This window comes from Mitsuaria sp. GD03876, from assembly GCF_029840635.1.
Classification (GTDB): domain Bacteria; phylum Pseudomonadota; class Gammaproteobacteria; order Burkholderiales; family Burkholderiaceae_C; genus Roseateles.
In genome coordinates, this window is the sequence record NZ_JAOCCU010000037.1 from 30,195 (window position 1) to 48,181 (window position 17,987).

General features: G+C 70.4%; 14 protein-coding genes. 12 read left to right on the plus strand and 2 right to left on the minus strand.

The window, feature by feature from the left end:
• The first annotated feature begins 9 nt into the window (after positions 1 to 9).
• The 11 genes from N5D62_RS20885 to N5D62_RS20935 all read left to right on the plus strand — a co-directional run bounded on the left by N5D62_RS20885 (position 10) and on the right by N5D62_RS20935 (position 12,240).
• Positions 10 to 1,641 carry an ABC transporter ATP-binding protein gene (locus N5D62_RS20885; protein ID WP_279759820.1) on the plus strand — a complete coding sequence of 544 codons (1,632 nt, stop codon included), beginning with the start codon at positions 10 to 12 and terminating at the stop codon, positions 1,639 to 1,641.
• The gene (locus N5D62_RS20890) at positions 1,638 to 2,771 is read left to right on the plus strand and encodes an ABC transporter permease (RefSeq protein WP_279759821.1); all 1,134 of its coding nucleotides are present in this window, start codon (positions 1,638 to 1,640) and stop codon (positions 2,769 to 2,771) included. Before N5D62_RS20885 ends, N5D62_RS20890 begins: the two co-directional genes overlap by 4 nt.
• The gene (locus tag N5D62_RS20895; RefSeq protein ID WP_279759822.1) at positions 2,764 to 3,729 is read left to right on the plus strand and encodes an ABC transporter permease; all 966 of its coding nucleotides are present in this window, start codon (positions 2,764 to 2,766) and stop codon (positions 3,727 to 3,729) included. The genes N5D62_RS20890 and N5D62_RS20895 overlap by 8 nt, the downstream gene beginning before the upstream one ends.
• Positions 3,730 to 3,731: 2 nt before the next feature.
• Positions 3,732 to 4,178: a cytidine deaminase gene (locus N5D62_RS20900; protein ID WP_279759823.1), complete on the plus strand. Its 447-nt coding sequence runs from the start codon at positions 3,732 to 3,734 to the stop codon at positions 4,176 to 4,178.
• Positions 4,179 to 4,224: 46 nt separating this feature from the next.
• A complete protein-coding gene (locus N5D62_RS20905; RefSeq protein ID WP_279759824.1) occupies positions 4,225 to 5,082 on the plus strand; it encodes a purine-nucleoside phosphorylase in 858 nt (285 codons plus the stop codon).
• Between the two features lie 142 nt (positions 5,083 to 5,224).
• Complete coding sequence (deoC, locus tag N5D62_RS20910) at positions 5,225 to 6,016, plus strand: deoxyribose-phosphate aldolase (RefSeq protein ID WP_279759825.1); 792 nt, start codon at positions 5,225 to 5,227, stop codon at positions 6,014 to 6,016.
• An 89-nt stretch (positions 6,017 to 6,105) separates the two neighbouring features.
• Complete coding sequence (gene deoA, locus N5D62_RS20915; protein ID WP_279759826.1) at positions 6,106 to 7,422, plus strand: thymidine phosphorylase; 1,317 nt, start codon at positions 6,106 to 6,108, stop codon at positions 7,420 to 7,422.
• Between the two features lie 166 nt (positions 7,423 to 7,588).
• Positions 7,589 to 8,347 carry a tRNA (guanosine(46)-N7)-methyltransferase TrmB gene (gene trmB / locus N5D62_RS20920; RefSeq protein ID WP_279759827.1) on the plus strand — a complete coding sequence of 253 codons (759 nt, stop codon included), beginning with the start codon at positions 7,589 to 7,591 and terminating at the stop codon, positions 8,345 to 8,347.
• A gap of 119 nt (positions 8,348 to 8,466) precedes the next feature.
• Positions 8,467 to 9,696: a bifunctional phosphopantothenoylcysteine decarboxylase/phosphopantothenate--cysteine ligase CoaBC gene (coaBC, locus tag N5D62_RS20925; protein ID WP_279759828.1), complete on the plus strand. Its 1,230-nt coding sequence runs from the start codon at positions 8,467 to 8,469 to the stop codon at positions 9,694 to 9,696.
• Between the two features lie 68 nt (positions 9,697 to 9,764).
• A complete protein-coding gene (gene dut / locus N5D62_RS20930) occupies positions 9,765 to 10,214 on the plus strand; it encodes a dUTP diphosphatase (RefSeq protein WP_279759829.1) in 450 nt (149 codons plus the stop codon).
• 181 nt (positions 10,215 to 10,395) lie between these two features.
• Positions 10,396 to 12,240: an Ig-like domain-containing protein gene (locus N5D62_RS20935; RefSeq protein WP_279759830.1), complete on the plus strand. Its 1,845-nt coding sequence runs from the start codon at positions 10,396 to 10,398 to the stop codon at positions 12,238 to 12,240.
• 27 nt (positions 12,241 to 12,267) lie between these two features.
• Here the strand turns inward: N5D62_RS20935 and N5D62_RS20940 are convergent, their stop codons facing one another.
• Positions 12,268 to 15,621 (minus strand): amidohydrolase family protein, encoded by a 3,354-nt coding sequence (locus N5D62_RS20940; protein ID WP_279759831.1) that lies wholly within the window; start codon positions 15,619 to 15,621, stop codon positions 12,268 to 12,270.
• A gap of 191 nt (positions 15,622 to 15,812) precedes the next feature.
• Here N5D62_RS20940 and N5D62_RS20945 point away from each other — a divergent pair, with 191 nt between their 5' ends.
• Positions 15,813 to 16,313: a hypothetical protein gene (locus N5D62_RS20945; protein WP_279759832.1), complete on the plus strand. Its 501-nt coding sequence runs from the start codon at positions 15,813 to 15,815 to the stop codon at positions 16,311 to 16,313.
• Between the two features lie 42 nt (positions 16,314 to 16,355).
• On the opposite strand, the gene N5D62_RS20950 is transcribed toward N5D62_RS20945, so the two are convergent.
• On the minus strand, positions 16,356 to 17,936 hold the full coding sequence (locus N5D62_RS20950) for an MFS transporter (protein WP_279759833.1): 1,581 nt from the start codon (positions 17,934 to 17,936) through the stop codon (positions 16,356 to 16,358).
• Positions 17,937 to 17,987 lie beyond the last annotated feature (51 nt).

The window sequence follows — 17,987 nt, forward strand, 5'->3', positions numbered from 1 at the left end:
GTTCCTGACATGACACAGTCCCCACGCGGCGCCGCCGCGCCCGCGGTCCGTCTGTGCGACATCTCCAAGCGCTTCGGCGCGGTGCAGGCCAACCGGGCGGTGAGCCTGGCCGTGGAGCGCGGCACGGTGCACGGCCTGGTCGGCGAGAACGGCGCCGGCAAGAGCACGCTGATGGCGATCCTCTACGGCTACTACCACGCCGACGAGGGCCACATCGAGGTCGACGGCCAGCGCGTGAGCATCGCCAATTCGCATCAGGCGATCGCGCTGGGCATCGGCATGGTCCATCAGCACTTCATGCTGGTGGACACGCTGTCCGCGCTGGACAACGTGATGCTGGGCGCGGAGCCGGCGTTCTTCCTGTCGCGCGCCAAGCGCCAGGTGCGCCGCGAGCTCGAGACGCTGATGCGCGACACCGGCCTGACGGTGCGCCTGGACGCGACGGTGGCCGACCTGCCGGTGGGCGAGCTGCAGCGGCTGGAGATCCTCAAGGCGCTGTACCGCGGCGCCCGCATCCTGATCCTGGACGAGCCGACCGCGGTGCTGACGCCGCAGGAGACCGACCAGCTGTTCGAGGTGCTGCGCCGCCTGCGCGAGCGCGGCACCACCATCCTGCTGATCACGCACAAGCTGCGCGAGGTGATGGCGCTGTGCGACGCGGTCACCGTGATGCGCGCCGGCGCCGTGATCAAGACCAGCGCGATCGGCGACACCAGTCCCGAGGACCTGGCCGAGAGCATGGTCGGCCGCAAGGTCAACCTGGGCCGTGACGGCGGCGCCGCGAAGCCCCGGTCGACGCAGCCGGTGCTCCGGGCCGAAGGCCTGACCGTCGCCGCGGGCGAGGCCGGGTCCGGCGTGCACCTGCTGGGCAACGCCTCGCTGGCGCTGCGCCCGGGCGAGATCGTCGGCGTGGCCGGCGTCTCGGGCAACGGCCAGAGCGAGCTGCTGGAAGTGCTGGCCGGCATGCGCGCGCCCGACGCGGGCACGCTGCACGTCGCGGGCCGCGACTTCCACGCCGCGTCGTGGATGGACCCGCGCACCGCGCGCGAGCTCAAGCTCGCGCACGTGCCCGAGGACCGCCACGCGCTGGGCATGGTGCTGAGCTTCCCCGCGTGGGAGACGGCCGCGCTCGGGTATCACGGGCAGGACGCGTACCGCGCCGGCCCGATGGGCCTGGGCATGAACCAGCGCCACCTGCGCGCGCGCACCGCCGAGATGATGGAAAGCTTCGACGTGCGCCCGCGCAACGCGGAGCTGGGCTCGTCGAAGTTCTCCGGCGGCAACCAGCAGAAGCTGATCCTGGCGCGCGAGATCGGCCAGCAGCCGGCGGTGCTGCTGGTGGGGCAGCCCACGCGTGGCGTCGACATCGGCGCGATCGAATTCATCCACAACCAGCTGCGGCGCCTGCGCGACGCGGGCTGCGCGATCCTGGTCGTGTCCAGCGAGCTCGACGAGATCCTCGCGCTGGCCGACCGCGTCATCGTCATGAACGCGGGCCGCATCACCGGCGAGCTCGCGATCGACGAGTGCACCGAGAAGAACCTGGGCCTGCTGATGTCCGCTTCCCCGTCGACCTCGCCGACGTCCCCGACGTCTTCCCCGACCCCTGACAAGACCGCCGGCGCGGCCGTGGCCCCATGAGCAGCCAAGCCTTGCAGATGCCGCGCTGGATGGACCTGGTGCTGCTGCCGCTGTGGAACCTGCTGGTGGCGCTGGCGGTGGCCGGCGGCGTCGTGCTGCTGATCGGCGCGAGCCCGGTGCAGGCGCTGTCGGTGCTGCTGGAAGGCGCGCTGGGCAGCGCCCGGGGCCTGGGCTACACGCTGTACTACACGACCACCTTCATCTTCACCGGCCTGGCCGTGGCGGTCGCCTTCCACGGCGGGCTGTTCAACATCGGCGGGGAAGGGCAAGCGACGCTGGGCGGCATCGGCGTGGCGCTGCTGTCGCTGTGGCTCGCGCCCAAGCTGCCCGGCTTCGTGATGATCCCGCTGGCGATCGTCGCGGCGGCGCTGTTCGGCATGGTCTGGGCCGCGGTGCCCGGTTACCTGCAGGCCTGGCGCGGCAGCCACGTCGTGATCACGACGATCATGTTCAACTTCCTGGCCGCCAGCCTCAACGGCTACCTGCTCGTGAACTGGCTGCGCCCGAACGGCTCGATGTCGGTGGAGAGCGACGCGTTCGCCGACTCGGCCCGCATCCCGGCCGTGCACGAGCTGCTGGCGAAGTTCGGCGTCGAATGGCCGTCCTCGCCGCTGAACCTGTCGATCCTGCTGGCGCTGGCCGCCTGCGTCTTCGTCTGGTGGTTCCTGTGGAAGAGCCGCGCCGGCTACGTGCTGCGCGCGGTCGGCGCCAATCCGGGCGCCGCGCATTACGCGGGCATCCGGCCGCGCTGGCAGGTGCTGGCGGCGATGGGCCTGTCGGGCGCGCTGGCCGGGCTGGTCGGCGTCAACGAGATCGCCGGCGTGCAGGGCAAGCTGACGCTGGACTTCGTCGCCGGCGCCGGGTTCACCGGCATCGCGGTGGCGCTGATGGGCCGCAACCATCCGGTGGGCATCGTGCTGGCGTCGCTGCTGTTCGGCACGCTGTACCAGGGCGGCGTGGAGGTCTCGTTCGAGGTCCCCGGCTTCAGCCGCGAGATGGTGGTGACGGTGCAGGGCCTGATCGTGCTGTTCGCCGGCGCGATGGCGATGGTGAGCGCGCCGATGTTCGCCAAGCTCTATGCGGCATTCGCGCGCCAGCCGCGCGGCGCCGAGGGGAAGTCCCATGGATGAGGTGCTGATCGGCTCCGTGCTGGCGTCGACGCTGCGCGTCACGACGCCGCTGCTGTTCGCGGCGCTCGCGGGCCTGCTGTCGGAGCGCTCCGGCGTCGTCGACATCGGGCTGGAAGGCAAGATGCTGTCGGCCGCGTTCGCCGCGGCGGCGGTGGCCAGCGTGTCGCATTCGACGACGCTGGGCCTGCTGGCGGCGATCGGCGTGGCGATCGCGATGTCGATGGTCCACGGCTTCGCCACGGTCACGCACCGCGGCGACCAGGTCGTTTCCGGCGTCGCGCTGAACATGGTGGCCGCCGGCCTGACGGTGGTGCTGGGCATCGCCTGGTTCGCGCAGGGCGGCCAGACGCCGCCGATCGATTCGGCGCAACGCATCACCGGGCTGCTGCCGCAGTGGGCGGAGCCAACGCCGGGCAGCTGGTTCGCGTCGGTGATCGGCCACGGCCTGCTGAGCCACAACGCGCTGGTCTACCTGGCCTTCGCGCTGGTCGTCGTCGTGTGGTTCTTCCTGGAACGCACCCGGCCGGGCCTGCGCCTGCGCGCGGTCGGCGAGAACCCGGCGATGGTCGACGCCGCCGGCGTGTCGGTGCCGCGGCTGCGCTACACCGCGCTGGCGCTCAACGGCATCCTGTGCGGCCTGGGCGGCGCCTACCTGACGCTGGCGCAGAACGCCTCGTTCTCGCCCAACATGACCGCGGGCCGCGGCTTCATCGCGCTGGCCGCGATGATCTTCGGCAAGTGGAAGCCGGTGCCCACGCTGTGCGCCTGCCTGCTGTTCGGTTTCCTGGATGCCGTGGCGATCCGCCTGCAGGGCGTGTCGCTGCCGGGCATCGGCGAGGTGCCGGTGCAACTGATCCAGGCGCTGCCCTACATCCTGACCGTGGTGCTGCTGGCCGGCTTCATCGGCCAGGCGATCGCGCCCAAGGCGCTCAGCAAGCCGTACGTGAAGGAGCGCTGATCATGGCGACGTCCCAGGACCTGATCGCGGCCATCCCGCTGCCGGCCGGCGTGATCGAGCGGCTGCTGAAGGCCGCGCTCGACGCCCGCCAGCATGCGCATGCGCCGTACTCGAAGTACTTCGTCGGCGCCGCGGTGCTCGACGAACACGGCCGCATCCACGCCGGCTGCAACATCGAGAACGCCGCCTACCCGCAAGGCTGGTGCGCCGAGACCAACGCGCTGGGCCACATGATCATGGGCGGCGGGCGCGTGGCGCGCGCGGTGATGGTCACCGGCGCCGGCTCGGAAATCATCACCCCCTGCGGCGGCTGCCGCCAGAAACTGCGCGAGTTCGCGCGGCCCGACGACCTGATCGTGATCGCGGGCGACGCCTCCGGCGTGCGCGCGCACTGGACCCTGGAGCAGCTGCTGCCCGCCAGCTTCGGTCCGGACCACCTGAAGCCCTGAACACCGACATCGACGCGGCCGCCCGGGCCGCGACAGGAGAACCGACATGTCCATCCCCCTGCACGGCGCCGAGCTCGACGCCGCCATCACCGCCAGCATCGCCACGCTCAAATCGACCTTCGGCGAGCAAGGCCCCGAAGTGGCCGTCGTGCTGGGCTCCGGCTGGTCCGGCGCCGTCGACCAGCTGCAGGACGTGACGCACCTGCCGTACGCGCAGCTGCCGGCCTTCCCGCAGCCCAAGGTCGAGGGCCACGTGGCCGAGATCGCGGTGGGCCGCGTCGGCCAGCAACGCGTGGCGATGCTGCGCGGCCGCGCCCACACCTACGAGAGCGGCGACTGCACCGGCATGGCCGGCGCGATCCGCGCGCTCAAGGCCTGGGGCGTGAAGGTGCTGGTGCTGACGAACGCGTCGGGCAGCCTGCGCTCGCACCAGCCCCCGGGCAGCCTGATGCTGATCTCGGACCACATCAATGCGCCGCAGCGCTCGCCGCTGACGGGCCTGCCGGGCAGCGACCGCTTCTGCGACATGAGCGTCGCCTACGACGCCGAGCTGCGCCGGCAAGGCTTCAAGGTGGCCCGCGAGCACAACATGGTGTTGACCGAGGGCGTGTACGTGTGGGCGGTCGGCCCGCACTTCGAGACGCCGGCCGAGATCCGCATGTTCGCCGCCTGGGGCGCGGACGCGGTCGGCATGAGCACCGTGCCGGAGACCATCCTGGCCCGCCACGCCGGGCTGCGCGTCGCCGGCCTGGCGCTGATCACCAACATGGCCGCCGGCATGTCGGACGAGGCGCTGACGCACGCGCTGACGCTGCAGCAGGCCAAGGCCTCGGGCGAGCGCGCCGCGGCCTTCCTGGGCCAATACTTGGCCTCGTTGGCGACGCTGGAATCGCTCAAGGCCTGATCGGCCGGAAGGCGCAATATCGGGGCGGCACCCGAGTCCCGCGGGGCGGTGCCGATCGATCCCGTCCGGGGCAGGGTGCGCGCGGCGCCTGGCCCTGGCCAGCCACAGCCGCGCGCTGCGTGACGCAGCCTGGGAGCAGTAGATGACGACCGACATGAGTCTCGAACCGATCAGCCTCGAACAAGCCGCGCGCCTGGCGCTGCGCTGCCTCGACCTGACCAGCCTGAACGACGGCGACACCGCCGCCGACATCGACGCGCTGTGCGAGCGCGCCATCGGCGCGCCGGAGCGCGGCCACGTGGCCGCCGTGTGCGTGTGGCCGAAATTCGTCGCGCAGGCGCGTGCCGCGCTGCCCAAGGACATCCGCGTCGCCGCGGTCGCCAACTTCCCCGACGGCAGCCTGGACCTGCCGCGCGTGCTGGCCGAGGTCGACGCGATCGCGCAGGCCGGCGCGCAGGAGGTGGACGTGGTGCTGCCGTACCGCGCGCTGATGAAGGGGCAGTCGACCGAGGTCGGCGAGTTCCTGGCTGAGGTGCGCCACGCCACGCGGCCGCTGACGCTGAAGGTGATCATCGAATCGGGCGAGCTGGGCTCGCCCGCGCGCATCGCCGAGGCGACGCGCCAGGCGCTGATGGCCGGCGCCGATTTCGTGAAGACCAGCACCGGCAAGAGCAAGGTGTCGGCCACGCCCGAGGCGGCGGCGGCGATGCTGCGCGAGATCGCGGGCAGCGGCCTGGGCAACGCCGGCTTCAAGGCCTCGGGCGGGATCCGCTCGGTGGCGGACGCGCGCGTCTACCTGCAGCTGGCGGCCGAGGCGCTCGGCGCCGGCGCGCTGACGCCGCAACGCCTGCGCTTCGGCGCGAGCGGGCTGCTCGGCGACATCGAGGCCGTGCTGGCCGGGCAGGACAGCGCGGCCGTCAGCGCCGCCTACTGAAACCCGGCGCGCCACCGCCGACCGGGCCGCGACGCCGCGCCACGCCGGCGCGCGCCAGACAACGACAACACATCGAGGGGACGCGGCAGATGCTGGCGCAGGAAATCATTCGGGCCAAGCGCGAAGGACGCGCGCTGGACGAGACCCAGATCCAGCACTTCGTGCGCGGGCTGGTGGACGGCAGCTGGAGCGAGGGGCAGGTGGCCGCGCTCGGCATGGCAGTGTTCCTGCGCGGGATGGGCCGCGACGAGGCGGTCGCGCTGACGCGCGCGATGATGCGCAGCGGCCGCGTGCTGGCCTGGGCGGACATGCCGGGACCGGTGCTGGACAAGCACTCCAGCGGCGGCGTCGGCGACAAGCTCAGCCTGATGATCGCGCCGATGGTGGCGGCCTGCGGCGGCTACGTGCCGATGATCGCGGGGCGCGGGCTGGGCCACACCGGCGGGACGGTCGACAAGCTCGAGGCGATCCCCGGCTACACGACGGCGCCCGCGCCGGCCGACTTCGACCGCATCGTGCGCACGCTGGGCTGCGCCGTCATCGGCCAGACCGGCGACCTGGCACCGGCGGACAAGCGCTTCTACGCGGTGCGCGACATCACCGCCACCGTCGAGAGCGTGCCGCTGATCACCGCCAGCATCCTGTCCAAGAAGCTCGCGGCCGGACTGCAGGGCCTGGCCATGGACATCAAGTGCGGCAACGGCGCGTTCGCCGCGACGCCGGAGTTCGGGCGCGAGCTGGCGCAAAGCATCGTGGACGTGGCCGGCGGCGCGGGACTGCGCACGCGCGCCCTGATCACCGACATGAACCAGGTGCTCGGACGGGAAGTCGGCAACGCGCTGGAAGTGCGCGGCGCCATCGACTACCTCACCGGCCGGCAGCCCCGGGAGGCGCGCACCCATGAGCTGACGCTGGCGCTGTGCGCCGAGATGCTGGTGCTGGGCGGGCTCGCGCCCGACACGGCCGCGGCCCGCGTCAAGCTGCAGGCAGCACTCGACAGCGGTTCGGCGGCGGAACGCTTCGCCCACATGGTCGCGGCACTCGGCGGACCCGCCGACCTGCTGGAGAAACCCAATACCCACCTGGCCGCCGCGCCCGTCGTCCGCCCCGTCCCCGCACCCCGCGCCGGACGCGTCGTCGCCATGCAAACCCGCGACATCGGACTCGCCATCGTCGAACTCGGCGGCGGACGCCGGCTGCCCGGCGACACACTCGACATGCGCGTCGGCTTCGATCGGTTCGCGCAACTCGGCGATATCGTCTCGGCCGGGGAACCGGTCGCCTTCGTCCACGCGGCCGACGAGGCGTCGGCTCAGCGCGCGATCGAGCAGGTGCTCGACGCCATCACCATCGACGACGCGCCCGCATGGACGCCAGCGCCGCTCGTGATGGAGGAACTCGGCTGAGACCGAGCACGTGTCGGCAGAACCCGGTGCCGGCCGGCCTCATACGCTCCACATGTTCCGCAAATCGGCCGGCCGGCACCGGGTCCCGCCGACACCGATACAGCACGCAGCGCGGGCCAATGCCCCCCGTCAGTAAAATTCGCGCCCTCGTTTCCTGATTTCCGCCATGTCCGATTCCATCGATTCCATCGATCCCGTCGATCACGACGATCACGACGACAAGCCTGAAGGCGAGGGCATCCACCATCCGCGCGCGCGCATCCGCAGCTTCGTCGTCCGCGCCGGACGCATGGGCACCGGACAAATCAAGGCACTCGCGGAACTCGGACCCAAGTTCGTGCTCCCGTTCAAGGACGAACCCCTCGACTACACGGCTACCTTCGGCCGGCAGGCACCGGTGGTCTTCGAAATCGGCTTCGGCATGGGCGGACCCACCGCACAGATCGCCCAGACCCTCCCAGGCATCGACTTCATCGGCTGCGAAGTCCACGAACCCGGCGTCGGCGCACTGCTCAAGCTCATCGGCGAGCAGGACATCCCCAACATCCGCATCCTCCAGCACGACGCCGTCGAAGTCCTCGACCACATGATCCCCAAGGGCTCGCTGGCCGGCGTCCACATCTACTTCCCCGACCCCTGGCACAAGAAGCGGCACAACAAGCGCCGCCTCGTGCAGCCGCCCTTCGTCGCCAAGCTCGTGGAACACCTGGCGCCCGGCGGCTACCTCCACCTGGCCACCGACTGGGAACCCTACGCCCAGCAAATGCTCGAGGTCCTCAGCGCCGACCCGGACCTGGCGAACACCTCCTCGCGCCCCGACGGCTACGCCGACAAGCCCGAGTACCGCCCGCTGACCAAGTTCGAACACCGCGGCCTGAAGCTCGGTCACGGCGTCTGGGACCTGGTGTTCAAGCGCAAGGGCTGAGGCCCCGGCCCCGGCCGCTGGTCATTGGCCAGTGGCGGCGTGACCAAGGTCAGGCGCGGCCGGGCCCTGCAAGGCCTTTCAGGGCGCGTCAAAAGGTCGCGCTGGTAGAGTTCCGCCCCATGTCCGAATCCAACTCCCTCGCCGGTCGGCACGTCCTGCTCGGCCTGTCCGGCGGCATCGCCTGCTACAAGATCGCCGAGCTGACGCGGCTGCTGGTGAAGGCCGGCGCCACGGTGCAGGTGCTGATGACGGAGGCCGCCGAGGCCTTCATCACGCCGGTGACGATGCAGGCGCTGTCCAACCGCCCGGTGTTCACCAGCCAGTGGGATGCGCGCCCCGACAACAACATGGCGCACATCAACCTGACGCGCGAGGCGGACGTGATGCTGATCGCGCCGGCCAGCGCGGACCTGATCGCCAAGCTGGCGCAGGGCCGCGCGGACGACCTGCTGCCGCTGACCGCGCTGGCGCGTCCGGCGCAGCGCTGCGCGCTGCTGCTGGCCCCGGCAATGAACCGCGAGATGTGGGCCCATCCGGCCACGCAGCGCAACCTCGCTCAAGTGCAGGCCGACGGCGCGCGGGTGCTGGGCGTGGGCACCGGCGACCAGGCCTGCGGCGAGGTCGGCGACGGCCGCATGCTGGAGCCGGCGCAGCTGCTCGAGCACGTGGTGTCGCATTTCCAGCCCAAGGTGCTGGCGGGCCGCAAGCTGCTGATCACCGCCGGTCCGACCTACGAGGCGATCGATCCGGTGCGCGGCATCACCAATCGCTCCAGCGGCAAGATGGGTTTCGCGATCGCGCGCGCGGCGGCGGAAGCCGGCGCCGAGGTGACGCTGGTGGCCGGGCCGGTGCACCTGCCCACGCCGTTGGGCGTGACCCGCGTCGACGTGCTGAGCGCCCGCGAGATGCTGGACGCGGTGCTGCCGCGGGCCGCCACGCACCAGGTGTTCGTGGCCACCGCCGCGGTCGCGGACTGGCGCCCGGCGCAGGCCGCGGAGCACAAGATCAAGAAGAACGCCAAGGCCGGCGAGGCGGTCGCGCCCGTGCTGGAGCTGGCGGAGAACCCCGACATCCTGGCCACGGTCGCCGCGTTGGCGCATCCGCCGCTGTGCGTCGGTTTCGCGGCCGAGAGCCAGGACCTGATCAAGCACGCCCGCGAGAAGCGCCAGCGCAAGAACGTGCCGCTGATCGTGGCCAACGTCGGCCCGGCGACCTTCGGCCAGGACGACAACGCGCTGACGCTGGTCGACGCCCGCGGCGAACGCGAGCTGTCGCGCGCCGACAAGCTGACGCTGGCCCGCGAGCTGGTGCGCGAGATCGCGCAGCGGCTCACCACCTACAGCGCCTGACGCGCGACGACCCCGGCGGACGACCGACGATCGACGTCCGCCCCCGATTTCCCTTTCCTGTTGATCTCATGACCACCATCGATCTGAAGGTGCTCGACCGCCGCATGGCCGAGCAGCTCCCCGCCTACGCGACGACCGGCAGCGCCGGCCTGGACCTGCGCGCCTGCCTGGACGAGGCGATCACGCTGGCCCCTGGCGACACGACGCTGGTGCCCACCGGCCTGGCGATCCACATCGGCGATCCGGGCCTGGCCGCGATGATCCTGCCGCGCTCGGGGCTGGGCCACAAGCACGGCGTGGTGCTGGGCAACCTGGTGGGGCTGATCGACTCGGACTACCAGGGCCAGCTGATGGTCAGCGTGTGGAACCGCGGCAAGGACGTGTTCACGATCCAGCCGATGGAGCGCATCGCGCAGATGGTGATCGTGCCGGTGGTGCAGCCGACCTTCCGCGTCGTCGAGGACTTCGACACGTCCGAGCGCGGCGCGGGCGGTTTCGGTTCGACCGGCAAGACATGATCGCCCGTGGGGCGGCGCTGCTTGAAGGCTGTCAAGCCGAAGGACTCGACCCCACTGATTCAAAGGATGCCGCCGCTCCATCGAGGTCAATGAGGGGCGATCAATAGCCCAACGGCGTCAGAGTCAGGACAAGTCGCCGTTGCAAGACTCGCAGTCTTTTCCCCTGAAAGGACTGTTGACTGTGAGCGATCTCTCCTCTTCGAAAGCGGCTCGTCGTCCGGCCGCGCCTGGCGCCCCCGAGTCGAATGTCGTCCCCGTCGCGCGATCCCCCGCGGCCAGGCGCCGGCCTGACGACGAGGCCGACGATGCGGCGGGCGAGGCGACGGCCGAGGCCGCGCAAACCACGGACGCCATCCCCTCGGAGTCGGGTGGCGATGCGGGACCGAACCACGCGGCGCTGATGGGCGTTGGCGTGCTGGCCGCGGTGGGCCTCGCGGCGGCCGCTGGTGGCGGCGCGGGCGCGGGCGACCACGTGACGCCCTCGGACCAGGTCCATCCCGAGGCGTCCAAGCCGGGCGCCCCGATGCCGGAAACACCGAAGCCGGGCGCTCCAAGGCCGGAAGCGCCCAACCCGGAAGCATCGAAGCCGGACATGCCCGCCTCGGAAGCTCCAAAGCCGGAAACGCCCGCCCCGGACAACCCGAGTCCGGAAACGCCCCGACCACCCGTCGACCCGTTCAACCCCGTCGATCCCGTCGATCCCGTCGATCCCCCGAAGCCCGCTGTCCCGGAAACGCCGGTGGAACCTGGCAAGCCGGCCACGCCGCCCGTGGTCGAGCCTCCAGTCGAGCCGACGCCGACGCCGACGCCGATCGACCCGACCCCTCCCACCGCCGTCACCCTGGCACTCAAGCACGACACCGGCGCGGATGCCACGGACCGACACACGAGCGACGCGACGGTCACGCTGACCGGGCTGGAGCCGGACGCCTCCTGGCGGTACAGCACCGATGGCGGCAAGACCTGGCACGCCGGGTCCGGCCAGGAGTTCGTCCCCCTCGTCGCCGACGGCCCGTGCAGCGTGCAGGTGATCCAGCGGGACCAGGCCGGCAACGACAGCCTGCCTGCCTCGCTGGCGTTCACGCTCGATACGGGCGCTCCCACGCTGGCCTTGAAGAACGACACCTGCCGCATGCGTTGGGACGACCAGCAGGGCATCCGCGTCCCGGAAGTGGAGGCCCACGCGCACGACGGGATCACGAAGGACGGGACCTTGGTCGTGAACGGCCTCGAGGCGGGTGCCCCTTGGTCATACAGCCTGGATCATGGCCAGCATTGGATCGCTGGATCGGGCAACGAGATCGCCGCGGCCGCGCTCGGCGCGGATGGCCTCAAGACCATCCAGGTCAAGCGGACCGACGCCAGGGGCGGCGGCTTCTCGGAGTTCTCGTTCACGCTGGATACCACGGCCAAGGTCCTGCAGCTTCAACTGAAGCAGGACGACGGCCAGTCGCCAGATGACTTCGTGACGTCGGATGCCACGATGCGGGTCATTGGCCGGGAAGAGGGGGCCGCGGTCGTCTCGGAGCGATACGTGGCCGATTGGACCGCCCAAGGCACCGTGTCGGAAGTCGATGTCAGTCGAGGTGACGGCCTGCTCGTCGTCCGGGCCACGCAGATCGACCTGGCGGGCAACGAGAGCTCGGGCGGGCGATGGCTCGCCGTGTTCAAGGACAGCGCGAATACGGTGACGGGGCCGCAATTGAAGGAAGCCGATGTCCTGCACGGGACCGCGGGTGCCGACACCTTCGCATGGCCGAAGGCACGATTCCACACCTGGGTGCTGGACTACGACGCGCGCCAGGGCGATGTCCTGGATCTCGCCGCGTTGCTGTCCGTGGCCGAGGGCGCTTCGATCGATCGCTACGTCCAGGTCGGTCGAGACGGCACGCAACCGTACCTGGTGCTCGACGAAACAGGCAGGGGAAATTTCACCTTCCCCTCGACGAGCATCACGCTGGGCAACATGGATGCCGATGCCCCGATCGTCCTGCACACCGCCAATGGCGGCGTGTTCACCGTCTGAGGACGTCTTGCGGGGACTGGCCGCGTGTCAGTCCCCGTGTCCGTGCCCGTTCTCCACCCCCGCCGCCTCCGCATCCACCGGCGCGCTCGCATTCGCGCCATCGAAGAAGAACGGCTTGCGCGCCTTCTTCGCGGGCCAGGTTTCGTTCATCGACGGGATGTCGAAGACGCGGCCACCCTGCATGACCTGTGAGATCCGGTCGCTCTGGCGGATGTCCTTGAGCACATCCCCGTCGAGGATGACGAGGTCGGCGAGCTTGCCCGGCTCCAGCGAGCCGATGTCCTTGTCCAGCCCCAGGTAGCGCGCCGGATTCAGCGTCGCGGTGCGGATCGCCTCCAGCGAGGTCATCCCGCCCATCCCCATCATCCACATCTCCCAATGCGCGCCCAGGCCTTCGCGCTGGCCGTGCGCGCCGATGTTCACCGCCACGCCCGCGCGTTGCAGTTCGGTCGCGGTCCTGGCGACCTGGATGACGTTGAAGTCCTCCTCCGGCGCGGTCTCGCGGCGCACGCTGCGCGGCTCCAGCACCGCCTTGGGCACGAACTTGCTGAGGATCGGATGACGCCACACGTCGGTGCGTGCGTACCAGTAGTGCTCGCCGTCGAGGCCGCCATAGGCGACGTTCAGCGTCGGCGTGTAGCCGACCTGCGTCTGCGGCCACAGCTGCTTGACGTCCTCATAGACCTTGGCGACCGGCAGCGCGTGCTCGATGCCGGTGTGGCCGTCCACGACCATGCTCATGTTCATCTGGAACAGCGAGCCGCCCTCGGGCACCACCATCATCCCGGTCTCGCGCGCGGCCTCGAGGACCTGCTGGCGCTGGTCGCGGCGCGGCTGGTTGTAGCTCTTGACGCTGATCGCGCCGGCTGACTTCAGCCGCTTCAGGTGGGTCTGCGCGTCGTCGAGCCCGTTGATCACCGCGCTGAAGTCCGCCTTCGCGCCGTACAGCACGGTGCCGGTGGAGAAGATCCGCGGCCCGACCACGCGGCCGGTGCGCTGCATCTCGGACTGGGTGTAGATGTCGCTGGTGCGGTTGGACGGGTCGTGCAGTGTGGTCAGCCCGAAGGCGAGCGACGCGTAGTTGATCCAGCTCTGCTGCGGGACGATCTCGCTCTCGGCCATCGTGCCGTGCCAGTGGGCGTCGATCAGCCCCGGGATCACCGTCTTGCCGGCGGCCTGGATCGTCTCGGTCCCCGCCGGGATCGTCACCGACGCCCGCGGCCCGATCGCCGCGATCCGGTCGCCGTCGACCAGGATCGCGCCGTCCTCGATGACCTCGTCCGGCTTGTTGGCGTTCATCGTGACCAGGCGCGCGCCGACGATCGCGATGCGGCCCTTGGGCTTGTCCGCCGTCAGCGTCAACGCGATCGGCGCGCCGTGCTCGGCCGGCTTGAAGCCCGGCTGCAGCGCCTGCGCCACCGGCACGGTGAACAGCTCGTTGCCCAGCGCGTAATGCAGCGCCTTGCCGTCGCCTGACCACTGGAGGTCGTCGCCGGCGTTGACGTCGAGTTTCTTCACCGGCATCGCCTCGGCCTTCGGGCCGACGGTCTGCAGCTTGCCGGCCGGCGCCAGCGGCGTGAGGTAGGTGTGGAAGCGCTCGGTGAAGCCGAGCCAGCGGCCGTCCGGCGACACGGTGAAGCGGGTCGCGAACTCGCTCTTCGCGACGGCGAGCTCGCTGCGTTCGGTCAGGCCGAGGCGCACGAGCTGGTGATTCGAATCGACCTCGCCGGTGGTCTGCTTGCGGGTGACGTAGAGCGTGTCGTTGTCGGCGCCGAACTGCGGCGCCTCGCCGTCCTTGGTGACGCGGCGCGGCTGGCCCTTGCCGTCGGCGGCCGCGACGTAGACGCCGGGCTCCAGGCTGTTCCAGGGCGAGGTCAGGAAGCCGCCCTTGGCCTTCTGGTAGGCGACGGTCCTGCCGTCCGGCGAGAACGCCGGCGACAGGTACTTGCCCGGCTCCGGCGTGACGACGGTGTCGCGGCCGCTGGCCAGGTCGAGCGTGCGCACGCGGCCCTGGTCGGCGTCGTTCCAGCTGACGTAGACGAGCTGGCGGCCGTCGCGCGAGAAGGCCGGGAAGTACTCGAAGCGCTCGGTCTGCGCGGTGAGCCGCTTCGCCTCGCCGACGGGCTGGCCGTCGCGCAGCTCGCTCGCGTAGAGGTAGCCGGCCGAGGAGAACACGACGCGCTTGCCGTCGGGCGAGACCTTCACCCAGCGCAGCATCTTCGACGCGAAGGTCGCGGGCGCGACCTCATGCGCGACGCGCAGCGCGGGTGTGACCTGGCGTTCGTCCTTGACGTGGAAGGGGATCTCGACGGCGCTGGACTTGAACGGGTCGATGCGCCAGAGCTTGCCCTGGGCCCAGGCGACGAGCTGCTTCGAATCGGGCATCCAGGCGATGCCGGGGTAGACGCCGTGGACGGACCAGGACTCCTGCAGGTCGCGTTCCATGCCGGTCCAGGCGGGGGATTCGCGGCCGGTCTTGAGGTCCTTGAGGAACAGCGTGGTGCGGGAGCCCGAGGCGTCGCGCAGGCGGCGGATGAAGGCGAGGGTCTTGCCGTCGGGCGAGGGCGTGGGGCGGATCGCGCCGCCGGCGCCGGTGACGAAGGGCTCGCTGGTGCCGTCGGTGAGGTCCTGGCGGTAGATGCGGAAGATCTCGCCGGTGCTGTCCTTGTTGTATTCGAATTGGCGGCCCGGGGTGCTGTCCTGGGAGTAGTAGAGGAACTTGCCGTCGGGCGAGAGCGCGGGTTCGCCGAGGTCCTTCTGCCAGTTCGGCTTCTCGTTGAGCTGCTGGCCCTTGCCGCCGTCGACGTGATAGAGCCAGATCTCGCCGCTGCCCAGCGAGCGGGTGCCGGTGAAGTGCTTGCGGGCGGCGATGTACTGGCCGTTGGGGTGCCAGACCGGGTTGTTGAGCAGGCGGAAGTCTTCGGTGGTGATCGCGCGGGTGTTGGTGCCGTCGGCGTTCATGACCCAGATGTTGTCGCCGCCGCCGGCGTCGGAGACGAAGGCGATCTGCTTGCCGTCGGGGGAGAAGCGGGGCTGCATCTCCCAGGCGATCGAGTGCGTGAGCGCCTTGGCCTCGCCGCCCTCGATGGGCATGACGTAGAGGTCGCCGAGCAGGTCGAAGACGATGCGCTTGCCGTCGGGGCTGACGTCGACGGACATCCAGGTGCCGGAGCGCACGTCGAGGGTGGCGGTGCGCTTCTCGCCGGGTGGCTGGTTGACGTTCCACTTGGCCTTGGCGGGCGCGGAGGCGGCGGCGTCGGGCGACGCGGGCGCGTCGGCGGCGAAGGCGGCGGCCTGCAGCGCCAGGCCAAAAGCGATCACGCCCGCGCGGGCGGGCGTGACGGGGAAGCGGGTCGGCTTCGTGAGCGTCTTGTTCGGCATGGGGCACCCTGGGGTAAAGAGTGCCGGGAGCATAGGTGCGGGCTTTTGGTCAGCCTGACCGGGTTTGCGAGGGCATGACGAATGGACGTGCGAGGGGCGATCGGCGCCTCGGGCGCTCCGCCGTCCTCCCGTTTGAGGATGCGCCCGGATTCTTCGGTGGCTATCGTTGTCGCCAGGCGGGGAGGCCGGGTATGGGGAACGAGACGTCTCTTGAATCTGAGAAAGCACAGTCAGTTGCAGAGAACCCGCCCTATCCGCAGAAGGTCACGTACGCCTGGCTCCGGGCCCAAGTGCCGGTGCAGTTCTGGCTCTGGTTTGGCGGGTTGATCGCCACTGCCTTCGTTGGCGGATTCACGGTTGCGAACCTGCCTCTGGTCCAAAGGATGTTCTCTCCCAAGGACGCGGTTGACGTGGCGTCGTTCGTGAACAAGAGCGTCGTGGAAGGCGGGTCTTACACGCTGGGGGCCGGAAGTTCTGCCATCGAGATCTACGTCGATGACGTGGTTGTCCGGCGCCGCGTGGTGAAGCTGAATGTGGGCTTGCGCGGTGGGACGAAGGAACGTATCGAAGTGGGACTGAACCAGGAGCGCCAACTCAGGATCGGAAACGCGGTCTTCAGCATGGTCGTTCACGATATTGCTGACATCAAGTACGGCAGGGACGTCGCAGTCATGAGCCTTCGCCAGCTATGAGGATGCTTGCTACCGGCCGTACGACATCCCACTCTGCCGAGATCACTGGCCTTGCAAGCGGTGGCTTGCGGTCGACGTTCGCTTCGCACCGCTGAACACCCCCCAGCTCGCCGCCGCCGTCGCCCACGCGGCGACGCCGCCAAACAGCATCACCCACCCGAACCCCTGCGTCACCGCCGCATGGATCGCAGCCGCGGCGGCCTCCGGCGTGACGAGCGAAGCCAGCATCTGCCGCCCGCCGCTCACGTCGCCGCCCGCCAGCCGTTCCGCGAGCATCCGCACCCGCTCCGGGCCGAGCGCCTCGCCCAGCGCGGTTCGCAGCCCCGCCGCGATCCCCGCCAGCAACAGCAGCCCCATCACCGCGATGTTGATCGCCAGCGTGATCAGCCGCGCGCTGACGTCCATCCCCGACGCCATCCCCGCGCGATGTGCCGGCACCGACGACGTCGTCATGTTGGTCGCCGGTGTCGTCGTCAGCCCGAGCCCGATGCCCGCCACCAGCGCGCCGGGCAGCACCGCCCACACGCTCACGTCGGTGAACCGGCTCCCGGCCAGCATCAACAGGAACCCCAGCCCGATCGTGAACAGCCCCGCCGGGATCACTACTCGCGCCTCATGCCGCATCAGCAGCCATTGCGCGATCGGCGGCATGACGAGGAAGGGCACCGTGTAGGCCAGCAGCGCCACGCCGCTCGTCGCGACGTCCATGCCGAGCCCCGCGCCGAAGTACAGCGGCAGGTAGATCATGAACGGCCAATAGCTGCAGTTCATCCCCACGCACCCAAGGATCGCGCCCGAGAAGTCGCGGATGCGGAACACGCTGAAGTCGAACATCGGATGCGCATGCGAGCGCTCCGCGACGACGAAGCCGACCAGGCCGAGCACCGTCGCCGCGGCCAGCGCGAGCGCCGCCGGGCTGCGCCATCCGAGGCTGTCGCCCCGCGTGATGAGCGAGGTCAGTCCCAGCACCGCCACCGTGAGCGTCACGATCCCCGCGAGGTCCAGCCGTTGCCGCCGGGCCTGCGGGTCGCTGGACTCGCTCACGCCGGCGCCGATCAGCGCCAGGCCGGCCAGCGCCAGCGGCGCGTGGGCGACGAAGACCCAATGCCAGCTCGCCAGCGCCACGATCGCGCCGCCGATCACTGGCCCGAAACCCAGGCCGATGCCCGCCACCACGCCCCAGATCGAAAACGCCCGCGCCCGCTGCGTCCCCTCGGGGAACTGGTGCGACAGGATCGCGATCGAGCAGATGAACATCGCGCCGCCGGCCATGCCTTGCAGGAAGCGCGCGGCGATCAGCGCCGCCGTGTTGGGCGCCAGCCCGCACAGCAGCGAGGCGATGCCGAACGCGAGCACCGTGACCGCGAAGACGCGGCGGCGGCCGTAGCGGTCCGCCAGCGTGCCGGTGGCCATCAGCACGCTGGTGCAGGCGATGGTGTAGGCGTTCATGATCCATTGCAGGTCCCGGAAGTCGGCGTGCAGCCGCGCCTCCAGGATCGGCAGGATCACCGGCACGCTGGAGATCTCGAGCCCGAACATCAGCGCCGCCAGGCAGACGGCGGCCAGCGCGAGCACCGGCGACCGGGCCGCGGGGGAGTCGAGGGGAGCAGGGGAGGCAGACATGAAGGTCCTTCGGCGACGTGAACAACAGCGACGGCCATTCTTATGACCCTC

What these genes read in the sequence shown, in the direction of transcription:
- trmB (WP_279759827.1), top strand. Translation starts at nt 7,589, where the DNA reads ATGTCCGATTCCATCGATTCCATCGATCCCGTCGATCACGACGATCAC.
- deoC (WP_279759825.1), top strand. Translation starts at nt 5,225, where the DNA reads ATGACGACCGACATGAGTCTCGAACCGATCAGCCTCGAACAAGCCGCG.
- N5D62_RS20940 (WP_279759831.1), bottom strand. Translation starts at nt 15,621, where the DNA reads ATGCCGAACAAGACGCTCACGAAGCCGACCCGCTTCCCCGTCACGCCC.
- N5D62_RS20885 (WP_279759820.1), top strand. Translation starts at nt 10, where the DNA reads ATGACACAGTCCCCACGCGGCGCCGCCGCGCCCGCGGTCCGTCTGTGC.
- N5D62_RS20890 (WP_279759821.1), top strand. Translation starts at nt 1,638, where the DNA reads ATGAGCAGCCAAGCCTTGCAGATGCCGCGCTGGATGGACCTGGTGCTG.
- coaBC (WP_279759828.1), top strand. Translation starts at nt 8,467, where the DNA reads ATGTCCGAATCCAACTCCCTCGCCGGTCGGCACGTCCTGCTCGGCCTG.
- N5D62_RS20950 (WP_279759833.1), bottom strand. Translation starts at nt 17,936, where the DNA reads ATGTCTGCCTCCCCTGCTCCCCTCGACTCCCCCGCGGCCCGGTCGCCG.
- N5D62_RS20945 (WP_279759832.1), top strand. Translation starts at nt 15,813, where the DNA reads ATGGGGAACGAGACGTCTCTTGAATCTGAGAAAGCACAGTCAGTTGCA.
- deoA (WP_279759826.1), top strand. Translation starts at nt 6,106, where the DNA reads ATGCTGGCGCAGGAAATCATTCGGGCCAAGCGCGAAGGACGCGCGCTG.
- N5D62_RS20895 (WP_279759822.1), top strand. Translation starts at nt 2,764, where the DNA reads ATGGATGAGGTGCTGATCGGCTCCGTGCTGGCGTCGACGCTGCGCGTC.
- N5D62_RS20905 (WP_279759824.1), top strand. Translation starts at nt 4,225, where the DNA reads ATGTCCATCCCCCTGCACGGCGCCGAGCTCGACGCCGCCATCACCGCC.
- N5D62_RS20900 (WP_279759823.1), top strand. Translation starts at nt 3,732, where the DNA reads ATGGCGACGTCCCAGGACCTGATCGCGGCCATCCCGCTGCCGGCCGGC.
- dut (WP_279759829.1), top strand. Translation starts at nt 9,765, where the DNA reads ATGACCACCATCGATCTGAAGGTGCTCGACCGCCGCATGGCCGAGCAG.